The 24271-nt window shown below is 66.0% G+C and carries 25 protein-coding genes; 5 read left to right on the forward strand and 20 right to left on the reverse strand.

Features of this window, described 5'->3' with window-relative positions; translation table 11 throughout:
* Positions 1 to 6: 6 nt before the first annotated feature.
* Positions 7 to 1668: an ABC transporter substrate-binding protein gene (locus BN1186_RS07840; RefSeq protein ID WP_139650955.1), complete on the reverse strand. Its 1662-nt coding sequence runs from the start codon at positions 1666 to 1668 to the stop codon at positions 7 to 9.
* Between the two features lie 115 nt (positions 1669 to 1783).
* On the opposite strand from BN1186_RS07840, the gene BN1186_RS07845 reads away from it, so the two are divergent.
* A complete protein-coding gene (locus BN1186_RS07845; RefSeq protein ID WP_052459938.1) occupies positions 1784 to 2509 on the forward strand; it encodes a FadR/GntR family transcriptional regulator in 726 nt (241 codons plus the stop codon).
* 25 nt (positions 2510 to 2534) lie between these two features.
* Here the strand turns inward: BN1186_RS07845 and BN1186_RS16010 are convergent, their stop codons facing one another.
* Genes BN1186_RS16010 through BN1186_RS07870 form a run of 8 tightly spaced genes read right to left on the reverse strand, consistent with a single transcriptional unit; the run spans position 2535 to position 7034 of the window.
* Positions 2535 to 3359 carry an alpha-L-fucosidase gene (locus BN1186_RS16010; RefSeq protein WP_246043272.1) on the reverse strand — a complete coding sequence of 275 codons (825 nt, stop codon included), beginning with the start codon at positions 3357 to 3359 and terminating at the stop codon, positions 2535 to 2537.
* Positions 3271 to 3822 carry an alpha-L-fucosidase gene (locus BN1186_RS16015; RefSeq protein WP_246043273.1) on the reverse strand — a complete coding sequence of 184 codons (552 nt, stop codon included), beginning with the start codon at positions 3820 to 3822 and terminating at the stop codon, positions 3271 to 3273. Before BN1186_RS16015 ends, BN1186_RS16010 begins: the two co-directional genes overlap by 89 nt.
* Positions 3812 to 4156: a carbohydrate ABC transporter permease gene (locus tag BN1186_RS15755; RefSeq protein WP_218975457.1), complete on the reverse strand. Its 345-nt coding sequence runs from the start codon at positions 4154 to 4156 to the stop codon at positions 3812 to 3814. Before BN1186_RS15755 ends, BN1186_RS16015 begins: the two co-directional genes overlap by 11 nt.
* Positions 4157 to 4378 (reverse strand): hypothetical protein, encoded by a 222-nt coding sequence (locus BN1186_RS15760; protein WP_218975431.1) that lies wholly within the window; start codon positions 4376 to 4378, stop codon positions 4157 to 4159.
* A complete protein-coding gene (locus tag BN1186_RS07860) occupies positions 4375 to 4869 on the reverse strand; it encodes an ABC transporter permease family protein (RefSeq protein WP_052459940.1) in 495 nt (164 codons plus the stop codon). The genes BN1186_RS15760 and BN1186_RS07860 overlap by 4 nt, the downstream gene beginning before the upstream one ends.
* Entirely contained in the window at positions 4862 to 5800 is a 939-nt protein-coding gene (locus BN1186_RS07865) for a carbohydrate ABC transporter permease (RefSeq protein ID WP_180349040.1), read from the reverse strand. Before BN1186_RS07865 ends, BN1186_RS07860 begins: the two co-directional genes overlap by 8 nt.
* 2 nt (positions 5801 to 5802) lie before the next feature.
* Positions 5803 to 6075, reverse strand: a complete 273-nt coding sequence (locus tag BN1186_RS15765) for a type 2 periplasmic-binding domain-containing protein (protein WP_218975432.1) — start codon at positions 6073 to 6075, stop codon at positions 5803 to 5805.
* Positions 6072 to 7034 (reverse strand): ABC transporter substrate-binding protein, encoded by a 963-nt coding sequence (locus tag BN1186_RS07870; RefSeq protein WP_218975433.1) that lies wholly within the window; start codon positions 7032 to 7034, stop codon positions 6072 to 6074. Before BN1186_RS07870 ends, BN1186_RS15765 begins: the two co-directional genes overlap by 4 nt.
* 287 nt (positions 7035 to 7321) lie before the next feature.
* Between BN1186_RS07870 and BN1186_RS07875 the strand changes: the two genes are divergently transcribed.
* A complete protein-coding gene (locus tag BN1186_RS07875) occupies positions 7322 to 8065 on the forward strand; it encodes a sulfite exporter TauE/SafE family protein (RefSeq protein ID WP_040283535.1) in 744 nt (247 codons plus the stop codon).
* A gap of 104 nt (positions 8066 to 8169) precedes the next feature.
* Here the strand turns inward: BN1186_RS07875 and BN1186_RS07880 are convergent, their stop codons facing one another.
* The gene (locus tag BN1186_RS07880; protein ID WP_040283536.1) at positions 8170 to 9666 is read right to left on the reverse strand and encodes a CoA-acylating methylmalonate-semialdehyde dehydrogenase; all 1497 of its coding nucleotides are present in this window, start codon (positions 9664 to 9666) and stop codon (positions 8170 to 8172) included.
* Between the two features lie 113 nt (positions 9667 to 9779).
* On the opposite strand from BN1186_RS07880, the gene BN1186_RS07885 reads away from it, so the two are divergent.
* Positions 9780 to 10799 carry a Gfo/Idh/MocA family protein gene (locus BN1186_RS07885; RefSeq protein WP_040283537.1) on the forward strand — a complete coding sequence of 340 codons (1020 nt, stop codon included), beginning with the start codon at positions 9780 to 9782 and terminating at the stop codon, positions 10797 to 10799.
* Positions 10800 to 10807: 8 nt separating this feature from the next.
* On the opposite strand, the gene BN1186_RS07890 is transcribed toward BN1186_RS07885, so the two are convergent.
* The 10 genes from BN1186_RS07890 to iolC form a co-directional block, all read right to left on the reverse strand.
* Positions 10808 to 11773, reverse strand: a complete 966-nt coding sequence (locus tag BN1186_RS07890; RefSeq protein ID WP_040283538.1) for a sugar phosphate isomerase/epimerase family protein — start codon at positions 11771 to 11773, stop codon at positions 10808 to 10810.
* Positions 11774 to 11788: 15 nt separating this feature from the next.
* Complete coding sequence (locus BN1186_RS07895) at positions 11789 to 12787, reverse strand: Gfo/Idh/MocA family protein (protein ID WP_040283539.1); 999 nt, start codon at positions 12785 to 12787, stop codon at positions 11789 to 11791.
* 20 nt (positions 12788 to 12807) lie between these two features.
* Entirely contained in the window at positions 12808 to 13815 is a 1008-nt protein-coding gene (locus tag BN1186_RS07900; protein WP_139650957.1) for an ABC transporter permease, read from the reverse strand.
* On the reverse strand, positions 13812 to 15314 hold the full coding sequence (locus tag BN1186_RS07905; RefSeq protein WP_040283541.1) for a sugar ABC transporter ATP-binding protein: 1503 nt from the start codon (positions 15312 to 15314) through the stop codon (positions 13812 to 13814). Before BN1186_RS07905 ends, BN1186_RS07900 begins: the two co-directional genes overlap by 4 nt.
* Positions 15315 to 15389: 75 nt before the next feature.
* The gene (locus BN1186_RS07910; RefSeq protein ID WP_040283542.1) at positions 15390 to 16370 is read right to left on the reverse strand and encodes a sugar ABC transporter substrate-binding protein; all 981 of its coding nucleotides are present in this window, start codon (positions 16368 to 16370) and stop codon (positions 15390 to 15392) included.
* A gap of 171 nt (positions 16371 to 16541) precedes the next feature.
* Positions 16542 to 17402, reverse strand: a complete 861-nt coding sequence (locus BN1186_RS07915) for a sugar phosphate isomerase/epimerase family protein (RefSeq protein WP_040283936.1) — start codon at positions 17400 to 17402, stop codon at positions 16542 to 16544.
* A gap of 146 nt (positions 17403 to 17548) precedes the next feature.
* Positions 17549 to 19432: a 3D-(3,5/4)-trihydroxycyclohexane-1,2-dione acylhydrolase (decyclizing) gene (iolD, locus tag BN1186_RS07920; RefSeq protein WP_040283543.1), complete on the reverse strand. Its 1884-nt coding sequence runs from the start codon at positions 19430 to 19432 to the stop codon at positions 17549 to 17551.
* Between the two features lie 25 nt (positions 19433 to 19457).
* Positions 19458 to 20294, reverse strand: coding sequence for a 5-deoxy-glucuronate isomerase (gene iolB / locus BN1186_RS07925; protein ID WP_040283544.1), 837 nt, complete (start codon positions 20292 to 20294; stop codon positions 19458 to 19460).
* Positions 20291 to 21157 carry a Cgl0159 family (beta/alpha)8-fold protein gene (locus BN1186_RS07930; RefSeq protein WP_040283545.1) on the reverse strand — a complete coding sequence of 289 codons (867 nt, stop codon included), beginning with the start codon at positions 21155 to 21157 and terminating at the stop codon, positions 20291 to 20293. The genes iolB and BN1186_RS07930 overlap by 4 nt, the downstream gene beginning before the upstream one ends.
* Positions 21154 to 22140 (reverse strand): 5-dehydro-2-deoxygluconokinase, encoded by a 987-nt coding sequence (gene iolC, locus BN1186_RS07935; RefSeq protein ID WP_246043292.1) that lies wholly within the window; start codon positions 22138 to 22140, stop codon positions 21154 to 21156. The genes BN1186_RS07930 and iolC overlap by 4 nt, the downstream gene beginning before the upstream one ends.
* A gap of 157 nt (positions 22141 to 22297) precedes the next feature.
* On the opposite strand from iolC, the gene BN1186_RS07940 reads away from it, so the two are divergent.
* The gene (locus tag BN1186_RS07940; protein WP_040283546.1) at positions 22298 to 23041 is read left to right on the forward strand and encodes a GntR family transcriptional regulator; all 744 of its coding nucleotides are present in this window, start codon (positions 22298 to 22300) and stop codon (positions 23039 to 23041) included.
* Positions 23042 to 23146: 105 nt separating this feature from the next.
* Positions 23147 to 24226 carry a transaldolase family protein gene (locus BN1186_RS07945; RefSeq protein ID WP_040283547.1) on the forward strand — a complete coding sequence of 360 codons (1080 nt, stop codon included), beginning with the start codon at positions 23147 to 23149 and terminating at the stop codon, positions 24224 to 24226.
* Positions 24227 to 24271: the final 45 nt, after the last annotated feature.

Consider the following 24271-nt stretch of genomic DNA (forward strand, 5'->3'; position numbering starts at 1 on the left):
CAGGTGTTACTTGGTGCTGCCGACGCCCACGAACGACAAGCCGGTCACCGCGATGGGCTGGAAGTCCTGCAGCGTCTCGGGATCCCACCCGGTCGGGGTCTTGCGGTGGAACAGCGGGTAGAGCGGCGCGTCTTCGGAGATGATGTCGAAGATCTCGTGCCAGGCGCCCATCTGGTCGTCACCGGTGGCACGGCTCGCGGTGTCGAGGAGCTCCTGGACGCGGTTGTAGGCGTCCGTGCCCTTCCAATGCATGCGCGAATCGGTCCACACGTCACCGGCGAACCACCAACGCAGCAGGAGGTCGGCGTCGTCACCGAAGACCGACGGGTCACCCGGGGTCATGACGATGTCGAACGAGTTCGGGTCGCCGTCGATGGTGCCGTAGACGTCCGAAGACTGCTTCTCTTCGTAGGCCACGGTCAGGCCCGCGGCCTCCAGCGACTCCTTGACGATCGGGCGCACCGCAGAGAACCAGCCGTGGTCCGAGGACAGCAGGCGGACGCTGGTGAGGCCGGTCTCGGCGAGGAGTTCCTTAGCCTTGTCCATGTTGCCGGCGTACTGGACGGAGGCCTCCTTGAACGCGGCGTGGTCCTCGTGCACGAAGGCCTTGGCCGGGGCGGCGAGATCCGACATGCCGACCTTGCAGATCTGGTCGTAGTCCAGGGCGTACAGGACGGCCTGGCGGTTGCGCACATCATCCATCGGGGCGGAGCCGCAGTTGAACATCATGAACAGCAGACCGAAGCCCTGCTGGGCGGCGACCGACTTGGTCTCGGCCAGCTGCGCCAGGTTGGCCGCGGGCACGGAGTCGATGGCCTGGACGGAATCCGAGCTCAGCGCGTTGGTGCGGGTGGAGTCATCGGGGATGATCTGCCATTCCATCTCGGCGGCGCGGGCCGGGTACTGGCCGGTGTAGTCGTCGAAGCGCTCGAACATGACCACCTGCGAGCTGGCACCGTTGTCGGTGAGCTTGTAGGGGCCGGTGCCGACGGGGTTCAGATCGTAGGCGGAGGCGTCAGCCTCAACCAGGGCCTTGGGGACGATCTTGACGACGGCGAGGCGCTCGGGCACCAGCGAGAAGGGGTACTTGGTGTTGATGGTCACCGTCGTGTCGTCCTTGGCGACGACCGAGTCGATGAACGGGATGAACGCGGCGTAAAGGGAGGCGTTGGCCTCGTCGAGCACGCGCTCGAAGGAGAACACGACGTCCTCGGGCGTCACCGGGGTGCCGTCGTGGAACACGGCGCCTTCGCGCAGGGCGACCTCCCACGTGGTGTCGTCAACCTGCGTGGGCATCTCGGCGCCCAGTGCGGGGAAGATCTCGCGGGTGGCGGGGTGCAGCTCGGTGAGGCCCTCCATGGTGTGCCAGTTCGCAGCCAGGGTGAGGGCGGCGGTGGTGGTCATGGGGTCATAGCCGTTGGTGCCCAGCTCGTACGAGATGGCGGCGGTGATCTTGCCGTCGGAGGCCTCGCCGCCGGCGGCGGGGGTGGTCGCGTCCGCAGTGGTCCCCGTGCCGGAGGGCGTGGTGGCGCCAATGGCCGGATCCGGCTGTGTCTCGGCCGGGCTGCAGGCAGCCATGGAGCCCGCGAGCGCGGCAGCCGCACCGAAGGAGCCTGCGAGCTTGAACAGGTTACGGCGCGTGGTGGGTGCGCCCATGGGGTTCGTCATGAAAACTCTCCTAGTTATCGGACATCCGATGTCTGACGTGAAACAGTATTGCACGATACTCCCAGATAGACTCGTCGACGCTCAACATCTGTGTCCAAACCGTTAGGAAAGGTAGATGGCGATCAACAGCCACGAACCCCAGCGCCTCCGCCAGACGATCGAGGCGGTGAAGGAACACATCCTGCGCGAGAAGCTCAAGCCAGGCGACCCGATGCCCACCGAGGTGCAACTGATCGAGGCGCTGGGCGTATCGCGCTCCAATTTGCGCGAGGCGATCCGCACGCTCGTCACCCTTGACATCGTGGAGGTGCGGCACGGCACCGGCATGTTCGTGGGCCAGATGTCACTGCGCCCGCTCGTCGAAGGGCTGGCGTTCAAGGGTGTGGTGCTTCCGGGCGAGGATTTCGAGACGCTACGCCAGATCGTTGAGGTACGGATGGGCCTGGATCACTCGCTGGCGCCGGGCATCGTCGAGCGGATGAAGGACCAGGGCTCCCCCGAGTTGGGTGCGCTGTGTGACGAGATGACGCAGAAGAATGACGCCGGGGAGTCGTTTGGAGCGGAGGACCGGCTGTTCCACCTGAACCTGGCCGAGCTGCTGAGCAACGAGTTGTACGCCCAACTGGTGGCTGCATTCTGGGACGCGCACACGCTGATCGCGCCCCGTCTGGGCATCCCCACGCCGCGCGACATGGCCGAGACGGTCCAGGCTCACCGCGCGATGCTCGACGCGGCTGTAGCCGGGGATCTGGAGGGCTACCGCAAGGCCGTGGACCAGCATTACGCGCCGTTGCTGCGCGTGCTGGATTCGTCGAAGAGGGCCGCCCAACCCGTCGGGTGACCCTCTTCGACGCCTTCCAGGGCTGTTAGCCGAGGCGCACCACCGCCGCGCCAGGGCGTTCAGGCGCGAGGGTCAGCGTGCCGTCAGTGAGAGCACCCCAGTCTGGGGTGAGCAGTTCGCCGTCGATCTCGACGGGGACGTCAGCGTCGATGAACGCCAGTGTCGAGCCATCCTCGGCGGTACCGAGCCGCACCCAGACGTCGTCGCCGAGATCCAGCGTGCGGGCCGACGGCGCCACCTGCAGGTACTGACCTGCCGGCCCCATCCACTTCCCCAGCGACGCGACGATCTCAGACTGCCACTCGGGCAGCCGGCCGTCGGCCATGGGGCCCACACCGAACAGGAGGCGGCCACCCCGCGTGACGACGTCGACCAGGTGGCGGATCGCTTCCGGCCCGGCCAGCGCGTGCGAGAGGTCCTCCTCCCGGTTGTAGGCGAAGGAGAGGCCGACGCCGCGGCAGTTCTCCCACATGGTGGCGTCCTCGTTGTCCAGCATGTGCTGGTATTCGCTGGTCACGTAATCGGCGTGCGGCACCTGCCAGCGGTCGTTGACGACGCCGTCGGGGTTGGCCTCGTAGAACTCCTCGAAGACGGTGCCGATGCCGTAGTCCTTGAAGTTCTTGCCGGCGTCGGGCCATTCGATGTCGTTCCACAGCACGTCCGGCTGGTAGCGGCGCACCAGGTCACGCACGTGCTCGGCGGCGTACTCGGCGTACTCCGCGTCGAGGGGCCGCAGCCCGTCCCAGGACCAGGTGTCGGCCTCACCGATGGGCGGGAACGGCCGCTCGTGCCAGTCCAGGCCGCCGGAATAGTAGGTGCCGAACTTGACGCCGTGCTCGCGGGCAGGCATCGGCGTAGGCGCCGACGAGATCCTGCTTCGGGCCGCGCGCCACCGTGTTGCGCTCGGTACCGGGCGCATCCCAGAGGCAGACGCCGTCGTGGTGCTTGGTGGTGAGCACCGGGTAGTCCGCACCGGCTGCGGCGAGTTCGCCGACGAGGGCGGAGGCGTCGAACTTCTCGGCCTTCCACTCGTCGATGAAGTCGTCATAGGGCCGGCCGCCATAGACATCCTGCTGGTGCTGCCACGCCTGGCTCCCCTCCAGCCGGATGGTGTTGTAGTACCACTCCGAGTAGGGGTTGTGGGTGTACCACTCGGTAGCGGATTCGACGGTGCCGAGCTCCGCCGTCGGCTCGGCCCAGGCAGGTACCGAGTACGGCCCCCAGAGGATGAAGAAGCCGAGCTTCGCCTGCCGGAACCACTCCGGCACCTCACGTGCATTGAGCGCCTCCCAGCGCTGTTGGTCAACGGCCACCGAAACCTCCGATATTCATGCCCCGAGACAGCTGGCGCTGCATCAGGATGACGATGATCAGGCTGAACGCCACGGCCACGGAACAGGCCGCCATCAGCGGGCCCCAATCCGTGCCGCGCTCGCCTGAGAACATGGACAGACCCAGCTGCAGCGGCGCCTTCGCCGGGTCGGTGATGATGATCAGCGGCCACAGGAACGCGTTCCAGTAGTCGATGAACGCGAACGCTGCCACGATGGCGATGGGGCCACGTAGGAGCGGCACGATCACGTGCACCAGCAGCTTGAACTGGTTGGCGCCGTCGATGCGGGCGGCCTCTTCGTAATCCGGCGGCAGCTACAGCAGGAACTGGCGCAGCAGGAACGTGCCGAACGCGCCGAACGCGAAGGGCAGGATCACCATCGAGTACGTGTTGACCGCGTTCAGCTCGTTGGCGCCGATGAACAGCGGGATGACCAGCACCTCGATGGGCAGCATCAGCGTGGCGATGAACACGGCGCACACCGGCCACCAACGTGTGCTGGCGGAGGCGACGCGCGACGTCGACCACCCCCTCATCGTGGTGACGTTCTGGCCGCACCCCGAGGACAGCTCAGCGGCGTTGGCCGCGGCCACATCGGTGGCGCCGGTCTTGATGACGGCGTCGAGGATCTGATCGGCCAGCTCGATCGCAGCTTCTGACGGCCGGGGAACTCGAGGCGGGCGAAGGCGTAGGCGCTGAGCACCGAGACCGTCACCGCGATGAGTGCACCCATGCCGGCGATGAAGAACGTGTTGAGCAGGATCCGGGCGAACGGGATGGCGGTGAAGACGTCGGCGTAGTTGCTCCAGCGCACCTCGGAGCCCACCAGATCCGCGCCGCCCAGCAGCACTTCCTGGCTGGGCTTGAGCGAGTTGATGAACATCCACAGGAACGGGATGAAGAACACGAACCCGAACAGGGCGAGCAGGATCTTGCTGATGATCTTACCGGGCCGCACGCGCTTGGCGCTGGCCTTGGCCTGGGGATCCACATAGTTGGAATCCAGTGTGGTTGCGGTGTCAGGCATCGTAGCTCACCCACTTCTTCTGGCCGATGAATTGCAGGGCGGTGAAGATCATGATGATCACGAACAGGACCCACGCCATCGACGACGCGAACCCCAGCCGGTCATAGGAGAAACCGGCCCGGTAGAGGTACAGCACGATGGTGTTGGTAGAGTCGCCCGGACCTCCCCTGGTCAGCATGTACGGCTGCGTGAACACCTTGAAGCCGCCGATGACCGTCATGATAGACGCAAAGAACAGCGACGGCGACAGCATGGGGACCGTGACCCGCCAGAAGCGGCTCCACGCGGTGGTGCCTTCGATCTTGGCGGCCTCCATCACCGACGGGTTGATGTTGTTGAGGCCGGCGGCGAGCACGACGATGTTGTAGCCGATGCCCTGCCACAGCGACATCATGATCAGCGAGATGAGCGCCCAGCTGCCGTCGCCCAGCCAGGACGGGCCCTGGATGCCGACGCCTGCGAGCAGGGTGTTGACCAGGCCGTTGTCCTGCAGCATGAGCCGCCAGATGAGGGCGTTGGCCACCATCGGGGTCACGACGGGGATGAAGAACAGGATGCGGAAGAAGCCGCCCCACTCTGGCAGCGAGTGCAACCACACCGCGATGGCGGTGCAGATGATCAGGTTCGCGACGGTGTAGCCGATCGCGAAGATCGCCGTGTTGCGCAGCACCGTGAAGAACACGGGATCCGCGCCTGAAAGCAACTGGACATAGTTCTGGACGCCGACGAACTCGCGCTCGCCGTACAGAGGCCAGTTGTAGAGGCTGATCACCAGCGAGGCGATCAGCGGCACGACGATGAAGATGAAGAAGCCCGCCATCCCGGGGGTGAGGTGGAGCAGGGCCAACAGGCGCTGGTTGTAGCCAGGCTTGCCGGTCCTCTGCACCTTCACCTTCGGGCGGGCCTCAAGCCTGGAGGCCGTGGTGGACATGATCAGCCGACGCTCTGCTCGATCTGGGACATGATCTCTTCAGCGGTCTTGCTGCCGCGGAAGCCGTCCGAGGAGTACTGCGAGAACTGGGTGACAACCTGGTTCCACTGGGGCGTGGTGACCAGCGCCTGGCCGGATTCGAGGAGTGCCTCGACAACCTCGACATCTGCTGCGGGCTTGCCCTCGGACCAGCCCTCGAGCGCGGAGGCGATCGACGGCACGGTGCCGCGGTGCTGGCCGACGTAGGCCACCACCTCAGGCGTGGTCATCTTCATGATGTTCTCGAAGGCGGCGGCCTTGTCCGGGAATCGGCAACGCCGAAGCCCGAGCCTTGGATCATGCCGTTGGGCGAGCCGTCGTCGGAGGGCGGCGAGGCGATGCCCACCTCGGAATCAGAGCCCTCCTGGTAGGTGGAGTAGAACCAGGGGCCGTCGATGTGCATCGCGATGTTGCCGGCCATGAAGCCCTGGCGACCGACCTCATCGGTGTCGCCCGGGTTCGGGGCCGTGGCCACCTGCTCCTTGGCCACCAGGTCCATCGTCCACTGGAAGTCCTCGACGAGCGCCGGATCGGTGAGCGTGAGCTCGCCGTCCTGGCTGGGGGTGATGCCGTTGGCGAAGCTGAGCGGCAGGAACGGGTAGCTGATGTCGGCCGAGATGCCGAAGCCCATCTTCCCGTCCTTGGTCAGCGCCTTGGCGTCGGAGAGGAACTGCTCGCGGGAGTAGCCGGCGCCGGGCGGCGTGAGGCCGCCCTCTTCGAACATGGCCTTGTTGAAGAACAGGAGCATGGGCTCCGCGTCGTAGGGGATGGCGCGGACGCTGCCGTCGACGGTGAGGCCCTGCATCATGGCCTCGTTGTACTGGCCGAGATCGAGGCCGGCGTCAGCCGCCAACTCGTCGAGCGGAGCCAGCAGGCTGCCGAGTTCCTGGGCGCGCGCGGCCTGCGTCGTGATGATGCAGGGGGCGTCCGAGGCGGACATGCGGGTCTTGACCAGAGTCCAGTACTCCTGGAACGAGGGGCCGTCCAGGGTGAGGTTGAACTCGGGCTCGGTCTCCTGCACACCGGCGATGAACGTCTCCCACTGCTCACGGTCAGACTGGTTCGACACCCAGGTGTACATCTGGTTGGGGCGGTCTCCCGCGTCCCCTCCGTTGCCGGAGTCTCCGCCGCAGGCGGCGAGACCCAGGGCCAGCGTTGCGCTGGCCGCGATGGCGGTGGCTCGACGAATGTTCATGGTGGTACGCCCTTCTCCTGTGAATGCGTTGGCAGAGACCCGGGTCAGGAATCGGCGGCGACCCCTGTGCCTCTGAACACACAATGCACGCGTCGAAAAATCCTTCGTCAAGACATTTGTCCGGAAAACGTGATCATTCTGCTAGCGCTAACACCTCATTGGGCAGGTGTTTAGCGTAGTCAGGCCGTGAAACACCGTGTCGCCATGTGCAAACAAACTTTTTCCAAGTCATCTCCCAGCGTGGCCAAAGTTCAGGTCTCCCAGCCGCGTCCTCTAGGGTTCGCAGCATGATCGAACTGACCGCGCTGGGATGGGCCGCCCTCACCGCCGCCGCCCTGCTGATCGGGGTGGCGAAGACGGCCCTGCCTGGCGCGGCCACCATTTCGGTGGCGGTCTTCGCCGCGGTTCTGCCGGCGCGCGAATCAACGGCTGCGTTGCTGATCCTGCTGATCGTCGGAGACCTGGTGGCCGTCTGGATCTACCGGCGCCAGGTGGACGTCCCTGCCCTGCTGAGGCTCATTCCCAGCGTTGTGGTGGGCCTCATCCTGGGCGCACTCTTCCTGGCCTACAGCGACGATGTGGTGATGCGCCGCTCCATTGGCGTCATCCTGCTGACGCTTACCGCCCTGACGCTCTACCTCATGAAGAAGGGCACACTGAGCAGTGACAACGCCCTGGCCAATCCCAGGATCCGCGGCGGCTACGGCGTGCTGGGCGGCTTCACGAGCATGGCGGCCAACGCGGGCGGCCCGGTGATGACCCTCTACTTCGTGGCCGCCCGCTTCGACATGATGCGCTTCATCGCCACGCAGGCGTGGTTCTTCTTCGTGATCAACGTGGTGAAGGTGCCGTTCTCCATCGGGCTGGGGCTGCTGAAGCCCGAGGTGCTGCCCGCGTTGGCGATCCTGACCCCCGTGGTGCTCATCGGCGCGTTCGCAGGCCGACGGTGGGTCAGGCGCTTCGATCAGCGCACGTTCACCCGCGTGGTGATCGTGCTGACGGTGATCTCGTCGTTGTACCTGCTGCGCTGAATCACCCCTGACGCCCAAGACCGAAGAATATTGATGCATAAACGGGGGTCAGATGTGGACGCTCCACACCTGACCCCCGAATCTGCATCGCTATTTTTGCGAACTCACTCTTCGCGCTTGAAGGACAGGTTCGCCTCGTACGTCCACTCGGACGGCCAGCGGCTGGTGATGGCCTTGAGGCGCGTGTAGAACGACACGCCCTCGGGGCCGTGGATGTGGTGATCACCCAGCAGGGAGTCCTTCCACCCACCGAACGAGTAGTAGGCCACAGGCGTGGGGATGGGTACGTTGATGCCCACCATGCCGGCCTGCACGTCCAACTGGAAGCGGCGGGCGACGCCGCCGTCGTTGGTGAAGATGGCCGCGCCGTTGCCGAACGGGGAGTTGTTGACGATCTCGATCGCCTCCGCGTATGTCTCGGCGTTGACGATGGTCAGCACCGGGCCGAAGATCTCCTCTCGGTAGGCCGGCGCGTCGAGGGGCACGTTCTTCAGCACCGTGGGGCCAACCCAGAAGCCATCCTCGTAGCCATCGACGGTCAGGTCGCGGCCGTCGAGCACCACATCTGCGCCACGCTCCTCGGCGTCGGTGATGAGGCCCTTGATACGTTCCTGCGCCTTGCGGGTGATGACGGGACCCATCTGGACGCCGTCGTCGAGGCCGTAGCCCACCTTGATCTTGGCTCCGTTTGCCTTGACCAGTTCGGCCAGCTTGTCGCCGACACCGCCCACGGCGACGACGACGGGCAGCGCCATGCAGCGCTCACCGGCGGCGCCGAAGGCTGCCGCCGCGATGTGCTGGGCTGCGAACTCGAGATCAGCATCCGGCATGCAGATGGCGTGGTTGTTGGCACCGCCGAGGGCCTGGACGCGCTTGCCGGCCTCGGTGGCCTTCTGCTGGATGATGCGGGCGACGGGGGTGGACCCGACGAAGGAGATGGCGTCGATGCCGGGGTGCTCCAGCAGCGCCGTGACGGTCTCGACGTCGCCGGCCACAACGTTGAACACACCGTCAGGCAGGCCTGCCTCCTTGTACAGCTTCGCGATCAGCAACGACGCGGTGGGCGTCGGCGTCGCGGGCTTGAGGATGAAGGCATTGCCGGTGGCGATGGCAATGGGGTGCATCCACATGGGCACCATCACCGGGAAGTTGAAGGGGCACACGCCGGCGACGACACCGACGGGCTGGCGGATGGAGTGGATGTCAACGCCGGAGGAGATGTCGTAGGAGAACTGACCCTTCACAGCCGCGTTGATGCCGCAGGCAAAGTCGAGAGTCTCACGGCCGCGCTGGATCTCACCGATCGCGTCGTTGTAGTCCTTGCCGTGCTCGTTGACGATGGCCTTGGCCAGCTCGTCCTGGTTGGCCAGCACGAGTTCGCGCATCTTGAACATGATGGCGGTGCGCTTGGCCAGCGACTGCTGCGACCACTCGCGCTGCGCCGCACGGGCAACCTCGACGGCGTGGTCGACATCCTCGCGGCTGGCGGCGAGCACTTCGCCGGCCACCTTGCCGCTGGCGGGGTTCTCGACGGGGATCCGCTCCAGGGGCGAGCCTTCGTACGGCGCCCCCCCGATCCAGTGGGTGATGGTCTCAGTCATAACTCAACCTTCCAGTCGTGGCCACGTCGCCTATTTGTCTGTACAATAACATCAGGTGGCGCGTTCCACAACCGTCTGCCGCGAAGAAATCTGTGTGCACAAAGGAGAGCGATATGGACGCGCAGTACACGATCGGCCTCATCGGGGTGGGGCGCATCGGCATCATGCACGCGGGGATCCTCGCTGCGAACCCGTTGGTCTCCCGCCTGGTGCTGGCAGATGTCTCCGAGTCCCGCGCGACATCGGTCGCGGCCGAACTCGGATGTGACAGCGCGCCCGTGGAGCGGGCCCTCGACCCCGCCAACCCCCTCGGCCTCGACGGCCTGGTGATCGCCACCGGCACCTCCACCCACGCCGATCTACTGGTCAAGACCGCAGAGATTGGCCTGCCCACCTATTGCGAGAAGCCGTTGGCACTGGACCTGGAGGAGGCCCGCCGGGCCCTTGAGGCGCTGGAGGCTTCAGGGCTCCCCCATCACATCGGCTTCCAGCGGCGCTTCGACGATGGCTACAACCGGGCCAGGCTGCTGCTCCGCGACGGGACGCTGGGCGAGCTGCGTCGGTTCCACGCGCTCACGTGCGACCACGTCCCGCCGGCAGATGAGTTCCTCCCCGGCTCCGGCGGCATCTTCCTGGATTGCAACGTGCATGACTTCGACATCCTCCGCTGGCTGACCGGCCGGGAGGTCGTGGAGGTCTACGCCACGGGCTCCGCCCGGGGCTCAGCCGCCTTCGCAGACAACAACGACTTCTCGGATGCCGTCACCATCCTCACGCTCGACGACGGCACCGTCGGCAGCCTCCACGCCTCGCGCTACAACGGGCAGGGGCACGAGGTCCGCCTCGACCTGATGGGAACGGCGGGGTCAGCCAACGTCGGCCTCGACAACAAGGCGCCCCTCCGCTCGGTGGAAGAGGGCGTCAGCTTCCCACCGGAAGATCCCTGGCACGATTTCATCGAGCGCTTCAAGCCCTGCTACGAGCGGGAACTGGACCATTTCCTCCGCAACCCCATGCAGGGGCTACCCAGCGCCTGCACTGCGTCAGACGCTCTCGAGGCACTCCGGATCGCGCTGGCCTGCAACCTGTCAAGAGACGAGCATCGCCCGGTCCGCGTCGCCGAGATCGGGTGACGCGGAACCTAAATTTCTGCGGGCTTCCAACTGGGCGGGCCCTCGAGAAGGACTGAACGCAGCAGGTTCACGCTCTGGCGCACACCCTCCAGCGCGTCCTGCGTGACGTCCTCATGCTCAATGCTCAGCGCACCGTCGTATCCGGCGTTGCGCAGATCGGCCAGGAACTGTCCCCAGAACTGTTGGCCGCCCGGGTGCCCGAGCCCGAGGGTGACGTAGTTCCAGGCCCGGTCTCGTGCTCTCCCGGGCGGCTGGGTGTCGAGCATCCCGTGCACAGTGGCCACATCGGGCTGGATCCTGACATCCTTGATGTGCACGTGATGGATGGCGCCGTCGAGTGCCCGAGCCATGCTGCGCGGATCCACGCCCATCCACATCGGGTGCGAGGGATCGAAGTTGGCACCCACCGTGTCACCCACCTCATCCCGCAGCCGCAAGAGGGTTGCAGCGTTGTAGACCAGTTGCTTACCGTGCATCTCGACGGCGAACCGGACGCCCCTCTCCTTCCCGAAAGCGGCGAGATCACGCCAATACGGGATGGCGACCTCGTTCCACTGGTACTCCAGGATGACCTGCGTCTCGGGCGGCCAGGAGGTGGTGACCCAGTTGGGCGTCGAGTCGCCTGGGGCGCCAGCTGGCAGACCCGACATCATCACTACCGTGGGCACCTCCAGGAGCGCTGCCAACTCGACGGTGTCGCGTACCACGGCATCCACCTTCGGGCCGATCACGGGATGCAGTTGGTTGCCGTTCGCGTTGAGCGCCACCACCCGCATGCCGCGCTCTCGGAGGGCCGCTGTGAAAGCGTCGCGTGCCCCGACGTCACCCAGCAGGGCGCGCACATCGAGGTGCGGCGCTTCCGACCAGCCTCCGGTGGCGAATTCCAGGTCTCGGATCCCCATGTCCGAGGCCGCGTCCAGCATGGCCTCGAAGGGCATCGCACCCAGGGAGTCTGTCAGCAGCGCAATGCGCATGGCTCACGGCACCTCTCACTCGGAAACTGGGACCCAGCCGCCGTCGTTCATGGACCGCACCAGGGCGTCCGAGACACGGGTGGTGTGCATGGCCTCCTCGACAGTGGCGGCCTCCGCCGGCACCTCCCCCGCTAGCGAGGCCTCCACCCAGGCCTTGAGTTCACGGCGGTAGGCCGCCTCAAAGCGGGGGCGCCAGTCGGCGGCATATTCGGCGGTGCGGCCAAGATCGGCACTGACGATCAGCGGGGCTTCGTCGTTGAGCGACGGCGGGTGCGGCAGTTCGACGGAGGCGCGCTCACAGACCAGCTCGCAGCGCACGTCGTAGCCGTACTGCGCCTGCATCTGCAGGGAGACGGTGTGCAGCACCTCGTCGGCGGTGCGTAGGAGAATCAACTGGGGATCGATCCGCTGCTGCAGCAGGCTGGTGGTGCGGCCTGCTGCCCACTGCACCTCGACGATGGGCGAACGCGTAAGCCACGCCACGATGTCGAGTTCGTGGACGGCGGAATTGGTGATGGTGACAGCCGAATCAACGTCCTGAGTGGAGACATTGCGGTGAACCGAGTGACTCATCAGCAGTTTGCCGTCACGCCCCTCATCGAGGCGACGGCGCATGGCAACGTAGCCCGGATCGAAGCGCCGCATGAAACCGACGCTCACCAGCGGCCGCTCCAGTGCAGCGTGCGCCTCGGCGACGGGGGTGGCTTCCGCCACCGTCGGCGCAAGGGGCTTCTCGCACAGTGTGGGGAGGCCAGCCTCGATGGCGGCCAGCGTGGTGGCGGCGTGGAGCGGATCAGGCGAAGCGATGATCACGGCATCGACCAGGCCCGATGCGATGAGCTCCTCCCCTGTGGAGAAGACGCCCTCGGCGCCATACTGATCGGCGACTGCCCTCGCGCCGTCCACACTGATGTCGGCAATGGCGGCAACCTTGGCCCCCGCTACCTGGGTGGCCAGCAGCCGGGCATGATCTCGGCCCATGATTCCGGCCCCGATGATTCCTACTCGAAGCATTTGTGTTCCTCGGCTCTTTCTCACACGGTCGCCAGGCGGCGACGCTTCTCTTCGGATGCGGTACGGCGGACGTCGATGAACACCGCGATGATGATGACAGCGCCGATGACCATGAACTGGACGTCAGACTGCGCATTCATGATGGTCAGGCCGTTACGGATGACGGCGATGATGAGGCAGCCGATCAGGGTGCCCCAGACGGTCCCCTTGCCGCCGGTGAAGGATGCTCCACCGATGATGCAGGCTGCGATGGCGTCGGTTTCGTAGTTGCCGCTCATCGCGGCCGAGGGGTTGGCGACACCGGATCGTCCGACGATGACGATACCGGCGAGCGCGCACACGAAGCCGGACAGGCCGTAGACGAACGTGAGCACACGATCGGTGTTGATGCCGGAGAGACGGGTGGCCTCCGGGTTGCCGCCGACGGCATAGATCGAGCGGCCCAGCGCCGTGCGGGTCAGCAGGATGTGCAGCAGGACAAAAGTGATGATCAGGGCGATGAACGATCCGGGGATGCCGTTGAAGCCGCCGCCACGCAGGAAGTCCGCTGAGCCCAGCCACGTCACTGTTTCGGGGAAGCCGGAGATGGTGCGGGTGTTGACGACGAAGAGCGCGGCACCCGCTAAGACGAACTTCATACCCAACGTCGAGACGAAGGGGTGTGGCAGTTTCAGCTTCGTCAGCAGCAGCCCGTTGGCGATGCCCACCAGGGTGCCGGTGATCAGGGCGGCGACCAGCAGGACGATGGGGCTCGTGATCCCGAAGGTCGTCATCAGCATGGCCATGATGCAGGCGCTGAGGATGGCGTTGGCGCCGACGGAGAGGTCGATGCCGGCGGTGATCAAGACCACCAGCATGCCTGCGGAGAGGAACCCGTTGACAGCTGTCTGGCGCAGGATGTTCATGCCGTTGTTGACGGTGCGGAACTCGGGGCTGATCGACGCCATGACCAGCACAAGGAGTGCCAGGGCGAGCAAGGGCGCCAGTGCCCTCAGAATCCCGGCGATGCGTGCGTTGGTGGTCTTCATGCTTGTTTCCGTTCTCCCCATGCGGCTTTCATAATGTCGTCCTCATTGAAGTCCGGCTCCCCGCGCCGCACTTCGGCCATCACCTCACCGTCACGCATGACGATGACCCGGTCGCTCATCCCGAGGACCTCAGGCAGTTCGGAGCTGACCATGATGATGCACTTGCCTTCGCTGGCAAGCCTGTTGATGATGTTGTAGACCTCCACCTTGGCGCCCACGTCGATGCCTCGCGTCGGCTCGTCGAAGAGGTAGATTTCCGCTTCGGAATTGACCCACTTACCGATGACAACCTTCTGCTGGTTGCCTCCGCTGAGCTTCGAGACCTGATTCTCCGCGTCGGGCGTCTTGATGCGCATTGACGCGATGGACGCGTCGCACACCTCTTTGACCTTCGCACGATCCAGCAGCGGCCCCTTCTCCACCTTGTCGAGCGAGGAGAGAATCAGGTTGGTGGCAATGGACTGATTCAGCACCAGCCCCTGGCCCTTGCGATCCTCCGTCAGGAAGGCGATGCCCCGGCGTACCGCATCCTGCGGCGACTTGATCGTGACCTTCTCACCATTGACGTAGACCTCGCCCTTGTCGATCGGAAGGTCACCGAAGATGGCCCTCATAGTTTCCGTGCGTCCGGCACCGACCAGCCCTGAGAAGCCGAGAACTTCGCCGTAGCGGGCCTGGAAGCTCACATTCTTGATGGTGCCCACAGACGTCACGTCGCGGAACTCCACCGCCACCTCGCCGGGTTGCGTCTCGAACTTGGGGAACTGATTATCGACGCTGCGGCCGACCATGGCCCGGATGAGCTTGTCGTTGTCCAGATCGCCAATGTTCTCGGTGAGGATGTGTTCGCCGTCGCGCATGACCGTGACGCGGTCACACAGGATGAACAGTTCCTCGAGCTTGTGCGAGACGAAGAGGATCGCCACGCCCTGCTCCTTGAGCCCACGCACAACCTGGATGAGCTGCTCCACTTCGCTTTCACCCAGGCTGGAGGTGGGTTCATCCATGATGATGACTTTGGCTCCGGTCAACAGTGCCTTGGCAATCTCCACCATCTGCAGCACGCCCATGCCGTAGATTCCAGCCGGCTTCTCGACGTCCACGACGACACCCAACGAGCTCAACAGCTCCCGGGCCTTGGTGTGCATGCCTGAGTAGTCGAGGAGCCCGCCACCCTTCTTCAGGAACTGGTTCAGGAAGATGTTATCGGTCAGCGACAGCTGGGGCACGATGTTGAGTTCCTGGTAGACACAGGCGATGCCTGCGTCCTGCGCCTGCTTGGGCATGGTGAAGCGATGCTGCTTGCCCTCAACGAGGATCTGGCCCTCTTCGGGCACATAAACCCCCGTCAGCACCTTGATCAGCGTGGACTTTCCGGCACCGTTCTCCCCGATCAGGCCGTGGATCTCGCCCGGCTCGATCTGGAGTCCCATGTCCCTCAGTGCAACCACACCGGGGAATCTCTTGGTCACGTTGCGTAGTTCGACAACTGCGCTCATGTAGTCACGTCCTTGTGTCATCCCTCAGGTAGGGCGCCCCGTAGAGCGCCCTACCCGGAGTCGTCAGTGGATTACTCAGGCGCCGGCCAGTTGTTCCTCAAGCTTGGCCAGGTACTCCTCCGCGTTGTCCTTCGTAATGACGGTGGAACCGGTGTCGATGAAGTCCTCGACGTCCTCACCCTTGACGGCCTTCACCGCAGCCTCGACAGCCTGGTAGCCCATGCCGAACGGGTCTTGGGCGACGGTGGCGGTGACCGTGCCGTCGATGACATTCTGCACGCCGGCCTGGATGCCGTCGAAGCCGATGATGGTCAATTCCTTACCGGCAGCCTGAGCAGCGCGGGCAGCGCCAGCTGCCATGTCGTCGTTGTTCGCCACGACCACCGAGATGTCAGGGTTGCTCGTCAGGACATTCTCCATGATGGAGGCTGCCTTGTCACCGAGGCCCTCACCGTACTGCTGGACGACGACTTCGACGCCGCCCTCTTCGAGCCCGGCCCTGAAGCCGGCTTCCCGGTCGTCTGACGTGGTGTTGCCCTGGACGCCACCGATCCAGGCTGCCTGCGCACCTTCGCCTGCAACTTCGGCCGCGTACTCGCCGCCGGTCTTGGCGGCGGCTTCGTTGCCGGTGCCCACGTAGCTGACCTTCGCGTCGTACGGAGCGTCGGTATCCACGAAGAGAATGGGCTTCTCGGTGCTCCCCAGCATGGACACGACCGAATCCGGCTGCAGCGGTGCGATGACCATCGCCTGGATGGTCCCGTCAGCCAGCATGGTCTCGAGCATGCTGTTTTGCTCATCGTAGGCCGTTTCGGAGGCGGGTCCCTGCAGAGCGACGGTGACGCCAAGCTCCCTCTCCGCCGCCTTCACACCCGAGGCGACGTACTGCCAGTACTCACTGGACAAGGTCTTGAGGATGACGCCGACCTTGATGTCGCCGCCGGTCGCGTCTCCGTCTGCTGTAGTGCCGCCCGAGCCGGGCTCAGCAGCGCCCATGCTGCACGCAGAGAGCGCCAGCGATGCGGTCACGAATGCGGCAAGGAGAGTCTTCTTCATCGATTCCTCCACGAGGTCGTGGGCCTGTCGCCTATGACACCTGGCCCGATTCCGTCAGCCTAGAGACGGCCACGACGCTTGTCAATACAATAGTTACCTTTGTGTGATGAAACAGGCGGAGGGCCTCCTCCGGGAAGCCCTCCACCTGCTCATTTGTCAGCTGCTAAAGCCCTACGACAAGGCGGAAAGCGCGTCGAGCGAGGCCTTCGCATTGGCGACCGGGCCGCCGTCGGCGGGGGGCTCCTCATCGAGCATGACGTCCTGCTCCAGCACGTAGTAGCCGTCGAAACCGGCATCTTTCAGGAGGCCGACGATCGCAGCGAAGTCGATGTCACCCTGGCCGACGGGCACGAACATGCCCGCCTTGATGCCTTCGCTCCAGCTGATCTCGCCCGGCAGCAGCTTGTCGGTGAGCTCCCTGCGGATGTCCTTGGCGTGCACGATGTCCACGCGGTCCGCGTAGGTGCGCACCAGCTCGACGACGTCCGCACCGCCGGCGCTGATGTGACCGGTGTCCAGGCACAGACCGACGCTGGAGTTGTCCAGCACCCGCTCCACCTCGTCGACGCTCTGGACCATCGTGCCCCAGTGCGGATGGATACAGGCGGTCACGCCACGCTCAGCGCACACCTCGGTGATCCGCGACAGGTTGCTGAACAGCGTCTGCCATCCCTCCTCATCCAGGACGGGGCGGTTGTCGTAGCCGTCCTGGCCGGAATCAGCGGCGAGGATCAGGAACTCGCCGCCCGCAGCCTCGAAGGCGTCGAGTTCCTTGTTGACCTGCGGGATGGGATCGAACGACGGGTCGTGCATCACGGATAGGAAGAACGAGCCGACGGGCTTGAGATCGAAGTCGCGCACCGCGGCGGCGCGCTCCTCCGCGTCGATCGGCAGCCAGCCCTGCGGGCCGAACTCCGTGGCGGTCAGGCCGATGTTCTTCATCTCGGTGAGCACCCGCTCGGGGCTCATCTGGTATCCCCATCCGGGGACTTCACATACGCCCCAGCTGATGGGGGCTCCGGCGATCTTCATGCGTTCTCCTTCGTTGATTGAGCCTGCGAGCTCTGCGAGCAGTGTCGAAATCTCCGAGCCCCCCCCCAGCGTGCCGGAGGCCGCGAGCGGTTTCGACGCGGTCGCGCTGCTCGCAGGCTCACAGGCGACCGGCTCAACCAGCGCTGTCACAGATAGTGGCGTTGGGCCTTCTTCATACCGACGTACCATTCGCGGGCCTCGCGGGTGGAGGCGATCCGCGACACCTCGGAGACCGGCACGTCCCACCAGCTGGTGCTGGGCGGGTTGGGCCCGATCAAGGCGGTCTCGATGTGGATCATCACGGCACGGTCCATGGCCTCAGCCTCGCGGTAGGCGGCGCGGAACTCCTCCATGGTGCTGACGCGCAGCACCGTGAGGCCCCAGCTCTCGGCGTTGGTGGCGATGTCGACGGGGAGCAGCTCGCCGTCGGCGTTGTGCGGCACGTCGCCCTGGCGGTACCGGGTGCCGAACCGCTGCGAGCCGTGCGACTCGGACAGCGATCCGATCGACGCGAAGCCGTGGTTCTGCAGCAGCACGATGATGACCTTGAGCCGCTCCTGGACGATGGTGGCCAGCTCCATCGGCAGCATCTGGTAGGTGCCGTCGCCGACGATGGCCACCACTTCGCTGTCCGGCGCAGCCAGCTTGACGCCCATCGCCGCGGGGATCTCGTAGCCCATGCAACTGAACGCATACTCCAGGTGGTACTGCTGCGGGGTCTTCGCCCGCCACAGCGCCTGCAGGTCGCCCGGCATGGAGCCAGCGGCGTTGATCACCACGTCCTCGTCGCCCATCATCTCGTTGAGGGCGCCGAAGACCTCCAGCTGCGAGGGCTTGGGCTGCAGGTCCATGTGGTTGTACTCGTCGGTGGTGCGCTCCCACTCCTCGCGCAGCTCGGCGATCTCAGCGGAGTAGGTGTCCGCCACCCGGTAGCCCTCCAGCTCGGCACCGAGCGCGATCAGCGCCTCGCGGGCGTCGGCAACCACCATCTCGGCCGCGTGCTTGGCGGCATCGAACGCGCCCACGTTGATGTTGACGAACGACACGTCCGGGTTGCGGAACGCGGTGTGCGAGGCGGTGGTGAAATCCGAGTACCGGGTGCCGATGCCGATCACCAGATCAGCCTTGGCGGCCAGCTCGTTGGCAGGCTTCGCCCCCGTCGACCCCACACCGCCGACGGCGCACTCATGGTCTGCGTTGATCGCGCCCTTGCCGGCCTGCGTGTCCGACACCGGGATGCCGGTGGCCGACGCGAACGCCCGCAGCTCCTCGCTGGCGAACGAGTAGATGGTGCCGCCGCCCGAGACGATGAGGGGGCACTTCGCCCCGCGGATCATCTCCGCGGCCCGCTCGATCGCGATCCGCTCGGGCGCGGGCCGGCGGATCCGCCAGACACGCTTGGCGAAGAACTCCTCGGGGAAGTCGTAGGCCTCGGCCTGCACGTCCTGCGGAAGGGCGACGGTGACCGCGCCGGTGTCGGCGGGGTCGGTCAGCACGCGCATGGCCTGCATCAGCGACGGGATGAGCTGCTCGGGCCGCTCGATGCGGTCGAAGAACCGCGACACCGGACGGAACGCGTCCGTGGCGGCAGTCAGCGGGGAGACCGGGTCCTCCACCTGCTGCAGCACCGGATCCGGGGACCGGGTGGCGAACTGGTCCGAGGGGAACAGCAGCACCGGCAGGCGGTTGGTGGTGGCGACGGCGGCGCCGGTGACCATGTTCAGCGCGCCCGGACCGATGGACGAGGTGCACATCCACGTCTGCAGCCGGTTGCTCTGCTTGGCGAACGCGGCGGCCGCGTTGACCATGCCCTGCTCGTTGCGGGGCATGATGTAGGGCATCTGCCCGCCGTCGGGCTCCGGGTCGAGGTCGTTCTGCAGCAGCGCCTGGCCGATGCCGGCCACATTGCCGTGGCCGAAGATGCCGAACGCCCCCGCGATGAGTCGGCGCTCTTCGCCGTCGTGCTCGGAGAACTGGTTGACGAGGAAACGGATGACGGCCTGGCCGACGGTGAGGCGTACGGTGCTCATGCTCACTCCTGGGTGTTAAGGGGGGTCATGGGGAGGTCTCGCGGATCCACGTGTAGTGCGGATCATCGGTCATGAGCCACGTCGAATCCTCGGCGGGGCCGGCCATGACGTTGAGGTAGTAGAGGTCGTAGCCGGGGGCGGCCACCGACGGCCCGTGGTAGCCGAACGGCATGATCACCACGTCGCGCGAACCCACCTCGGTGCACACGTCGATGGGTTTGCCGGGCGACGGGTAGATCCGCTGCAGCGCCATGCCGGGGGAACCGTCGCGGCCGGGGCGCACCTCGTAGTAGTAGATCTCCTCGAGCACGCGCTCCACGTCGTTGTGTTCGTCGTGCTTGTGCGGCGGGTAGCTGGACCAGTTGCCGCCGGGCGTCAGCACCTCGCAGGCCAGGAGGTGGGAGGTCTCCAGCTCGTTGCCCAGCGCATAGTTGTTGACCTGCCGCGAGCAGTTGCCGGTGCCACGCAGCGTGGTGATGACCTTCGACGCCGGGCAGTACACCACGGGCAGGTCCTTGGTGGCCTTCGAGCCGGGCAGCGCGAACCGGCCGCCCCGCTCGCTGCGGATGGTGGCGCTCTTGCCGCGCGGCACGTACAGGTAATCCGTGATGGCCGTCCAGATCTCCTCGCGACCCTCGAGGGTGTGGGTCTCGCCGTCGACCTCGACGGTGCAGGAGCCGCTCAACGGCAGCACCAGGATCTCCTCGCCTCCGGTCTCGACGGTCTCCTCACCGCCCGCGTCCAGGCGGAGCACCCGGATGGAGCACCATTCCCACGACGCCCGCTCGGCGTCGACATCGGTCTCGTAGTTGCCGTGGGCCGTCTCGCCCGCGGGGATCACGTACTTGCCGTTGTCGTTCACAGAACCTCCACGATTCGGTCCACCGCGCCGGCGACATCACCGTCGCGGGGGAAGAGCAGGGCCCGCCCGATGACGAGACCCTTCACATTGGGCAGCCGGAGGGATTCCGACCACGAGCGGACTTTGTCGTCCAGATTGGGGGTCACCGGCCCGCCGAGCAACATCACCGGCAGGCTTGAGGCGGCCATCACGCGTTCCATGTCCGGCACGCACGGCAGCTTCAGCCACGTGTGCCGCGACGTGCTGCCGAGAGCTGAGGCCACGGCGATGGAGCGGATGACGGCATCAGGGGTGAGGTCGTTGGCGAGCCGGCCGTCGGCGCGGCGGCTCACGAAGGGCTCCAGCAGCGCGATCTTCCCGGCCGCTGCGAGGGCATCGACGGCGTGCGCGGCCTGCTCGAGCATGGCCGGCGTGGCGGGATCACCCAGGTCGAGCCGCAGCAGCAGCTTGCCGCCGTCGAGCCTGGCGGCTGCGATGCCTTCGGGGGTCCAGGCGGTGATGCGGTCGTCCACTTCGAACGACGCACCGATCAGCCCGGAGCGGTTCATGGAGCCGAGGACGAGTTTGCCCTCGAGCGCGCCGAGGAGCGTGAGGTCCTCCACGATTTCCGGCGTGCCGAGGAAGCCGTCGACGCCGGGGCGGCCCAGCGCGGCGACGCACCGCTCCAGCAGCTCCTCCCTGGAGGCCATGGCGAACGGGTCAGTGCCTGCCTTCAGCGCCCCGCGCCCCGGGTGGTCGGCAGCCACGATGAGCAGTTTCTTGCCCGCTTCCGGCAGGTGCCCGGGGGCACGGGCGGCCATCGTCTCCGCCACGCGGCCGGGATGGCGGAAGCGGATCTCCGAGAGCTCGGCGAGGCGGCTCATCGCCGGGAACTTTCCGTGGCGGCGGCCACTTCCGGGTGGGCAGCCAGCATGTCCTCCACCTGCTCCAGCGTGGGCATCGCGAGCGAGGTCTCCAGCTTCGATGCGACGATCGCACCGGCCGCGGAGGCGAACTGGATCATCCGCGTGAGATCCCAACCGCTGAGCAGCCCGTGACACACTGCCCCGCCGAAGGCGTCGCCAGCGCCCAGGCCGCAGACGACGTCGATGCAGGTGGCGGGCACGAACGTGCGCTCGGTGCGTGATTTGCCCAGGGTGCCGACGGGCCCCTGCTTCACGATGGCGATGTCCACACCGCGGTCCAACAGGGCGTCGGCGGCGCGCTCGGGGTCGCTCTCCCCCACCGCGATGCGGCACTCTTCGAGATTGCCGATGGCGACGTCGGCGTGCTCCAGCATGGCCCCGATGTGCGCCGAGGCGGTCAACTCGTCGTCCCAGAAACGCTCGCGGTAATCGAGGTCGAACACGATGGTGCTCTCCCCCTTCGCGCGGGCCAGGTGCCGATGGGTCTCACGGGACGGCTCGACGGACAGGCCGCTGGCGGTGAGCCAGATCAGGTCGAAGCGGTCCAGCTCGGCCGGGAGGTCGTCGGGGCTGAGCTGCAGATCCGGCGTGCTGGGCTCCCGGTAGAAGTACAGCGGGAAGTTGTCCGGCGGGAACACCTCGCAGAATGTGACCGGGGTGTTGAAGGCGGGATTGACCACCACGTGCGAGGCGTCGACGCCGCAGCGCTCCAACTCCTGCACCACGAACCGGCCGAACGGATCGTCGCCCACGCCCGTCAGGGACATGACGCCGGGGCGGTAGCGGGCGCACGCCACTGCCACGTTGGTGGCCGAGCCGCCCAGGAACTTGGAGAAGGTCTGCACGTCTTCCAAATGGACGCCCACCTGTTGGGGGTACACGTCGACACTGCACCGGCCCGCCACCAGCACGCGGGGAACGCTCGCGTCATCCACAGCGATGACCTCCTTCGTCGTGGCTTCAGTCTGCCTCACGAACCGGAGCGGGTCAACTCTTTGTTCACACATATATAGCAGCCCCTGAGGGAGTATGATCGCCTACCAACCACGGCCATGACCCCGGCGCAGCTGTCAAAGGTGGCCCTGTCCAGGAGTATGCATGAACGAGACCTACATACCGCAGATCGAGATCGATCGCGACTCTCCCATGCCGCTCTACGAGCAGATCGCCAGACCCATCGAAAAGGCCATCCTCTCCGGCGAGCTGCCTGCCGGTTCGATGATCGAGGACGAGGTCTCCATGGCCCACCGGCTCGATGTGGCGCGCCCCACCGCCCGCCGCGCGCTGCAGGAACTCGTGGGCAAGGGCCTGTTGACGCGTCGTCGGGGCGTGGGCACCAGGGTCGCCCCGCCCCACGTGCACCGCCCCATGAAGCTCTCCTCCCTCAATGACGATCTGGCCGACGCCGGCTTCCAGCCCTCCACGAAGGTACTCGCCTACGAGGTCCGCGAGGCCACGGACCAGGAGGCCGGGGATCTCGGCCTGGCCGCAGGCGACGGCGTGCTCAGCGTCAGCCGGCTGCGCTACGCCGACGACCACCCGCTCGCCGTGCTCACCAATGTGATCCCGCTGGACATCGCTCCAAGTTGGCAGGAACTGGGCGAGCACGGCCTGTACCAGTGCCTGACGCAGCGGGGCGTGCAGATCACCTCCGCCAAGCAGCGGATCGGGGCGCGCGGCGCCACCGTTGAGGAGGCCGAGACGCTCGGCGAGGACCCGGGAGCGCCCCTGCTGACGATGCACCGCGTGGGCCACACCGAAGACGGCCGCGCCGTCGAACTCGGCAGCCACGTCTACCGCCCCACCCTCTACTCCTTCCAGTTCTCGCTGTTCATCTCCTGACGATTATGTTCTAACAATGACTTGACTTGAGTCGCACAAGAGGGCTACCTTGGCCGTACAAACGGCGACGACGCCGCCTTCCCGGCACACTCAGGAGCCTGACTGATGACAGATGTCTCTTACACCCCCGGCCCGCTGCTCGAAGCCGCGCGCAACACCCCCACCTGCCTCTGGAACGATTCGTCGGATCTGGACGAGCTGAGGCAGTCGATCTCGTTCGGTGGCGTGGGCGCCACCTGCAACCCTGTGATCGCCTACACCACCATCCAGAACCATCTCGACGTGTGGAAGCCGCGCATCGAAGCCATCGCGGAGGCGAACCCCACGTGGGGTGAGTCGCAGATCGGCTGGCAGGCCGTCAAGGACATGTCTCAGGAGGCCGCCGAGCTCCTGCAGGACTGCTTCAAGGAGTACAAGGGCCGCAACGGCCGCCTATCCGTGCAGACGGATCCCCGCCTCCACCGCGACGCGGACGCTCTAGTCGCACAGGCCATCGAGTTCCATGAACTGGCCGACAACATCGTCGTGAAGATCCCCGCCACCAAGACGGGCCTCGAGGCCATCGAGGAGGCCACCTACCGCGGGGTCAGCATCAACGTGACGGTCTCCTTCAGCGTACCGCAGGCCGTGCGTGCTGCGGAGGCGATCGAGCGCGGCCTGGAACGCCGCGAGGCCGAGGGCCACGACGTCTCCGAGATGGGCTCCGTGGTGACCATCATGGTGGGGCGCCTCGACGACTGGATGAAGCACGTCGTCGCCCGCGACAAGCTGTTCATCGACCCGTCGGCGCTGGAGTGGGCGGGCATCGCGTGCATGAAGAAGGCCTACCGGATCTTCCAGGAGCGCGGCTTCCGCGCCCGCCTGCTCTCCGCGGCGTTCCGCAATGTGTACCACTGGGCCGCGTTCGTGGGCGGCGACGTTGTGGTTTCGCCGCCGTTCAAATGGCAGCAGATCATCAACGGCTCGGACTACCAGGCCGTGCCCCGCATGGACGAGCCGGTGCGCCAGGAGTACCTCGACGAGTTGATGAAGATCGAGGATTTCCGCCGCGCCTACGACGTCAATGGGATGACGCCGGAGGAGTTCGAGGATTTCGGCCCCACCCGCAAGACCCTTCGCCAGTTCCTCGGAGCAGACGCTGATCTCGACGCCCTGGTGCGCGACATCATCGTCCCCGCCCCCTGAGCCTAAACTGAAGAACCCCTGCCCGGTCTCCCCGTCAGGGGTTCT

Source organism: Tessaracoccus massiliensis, from assembly GCF_000826065.2.
Classification (GTDB): Bacteria; Actinomycetota; Actinomycetes; order Propionibacteriales; family Propionibacteriaceae; genus Arachnia; species Arachnia massiliensis_A.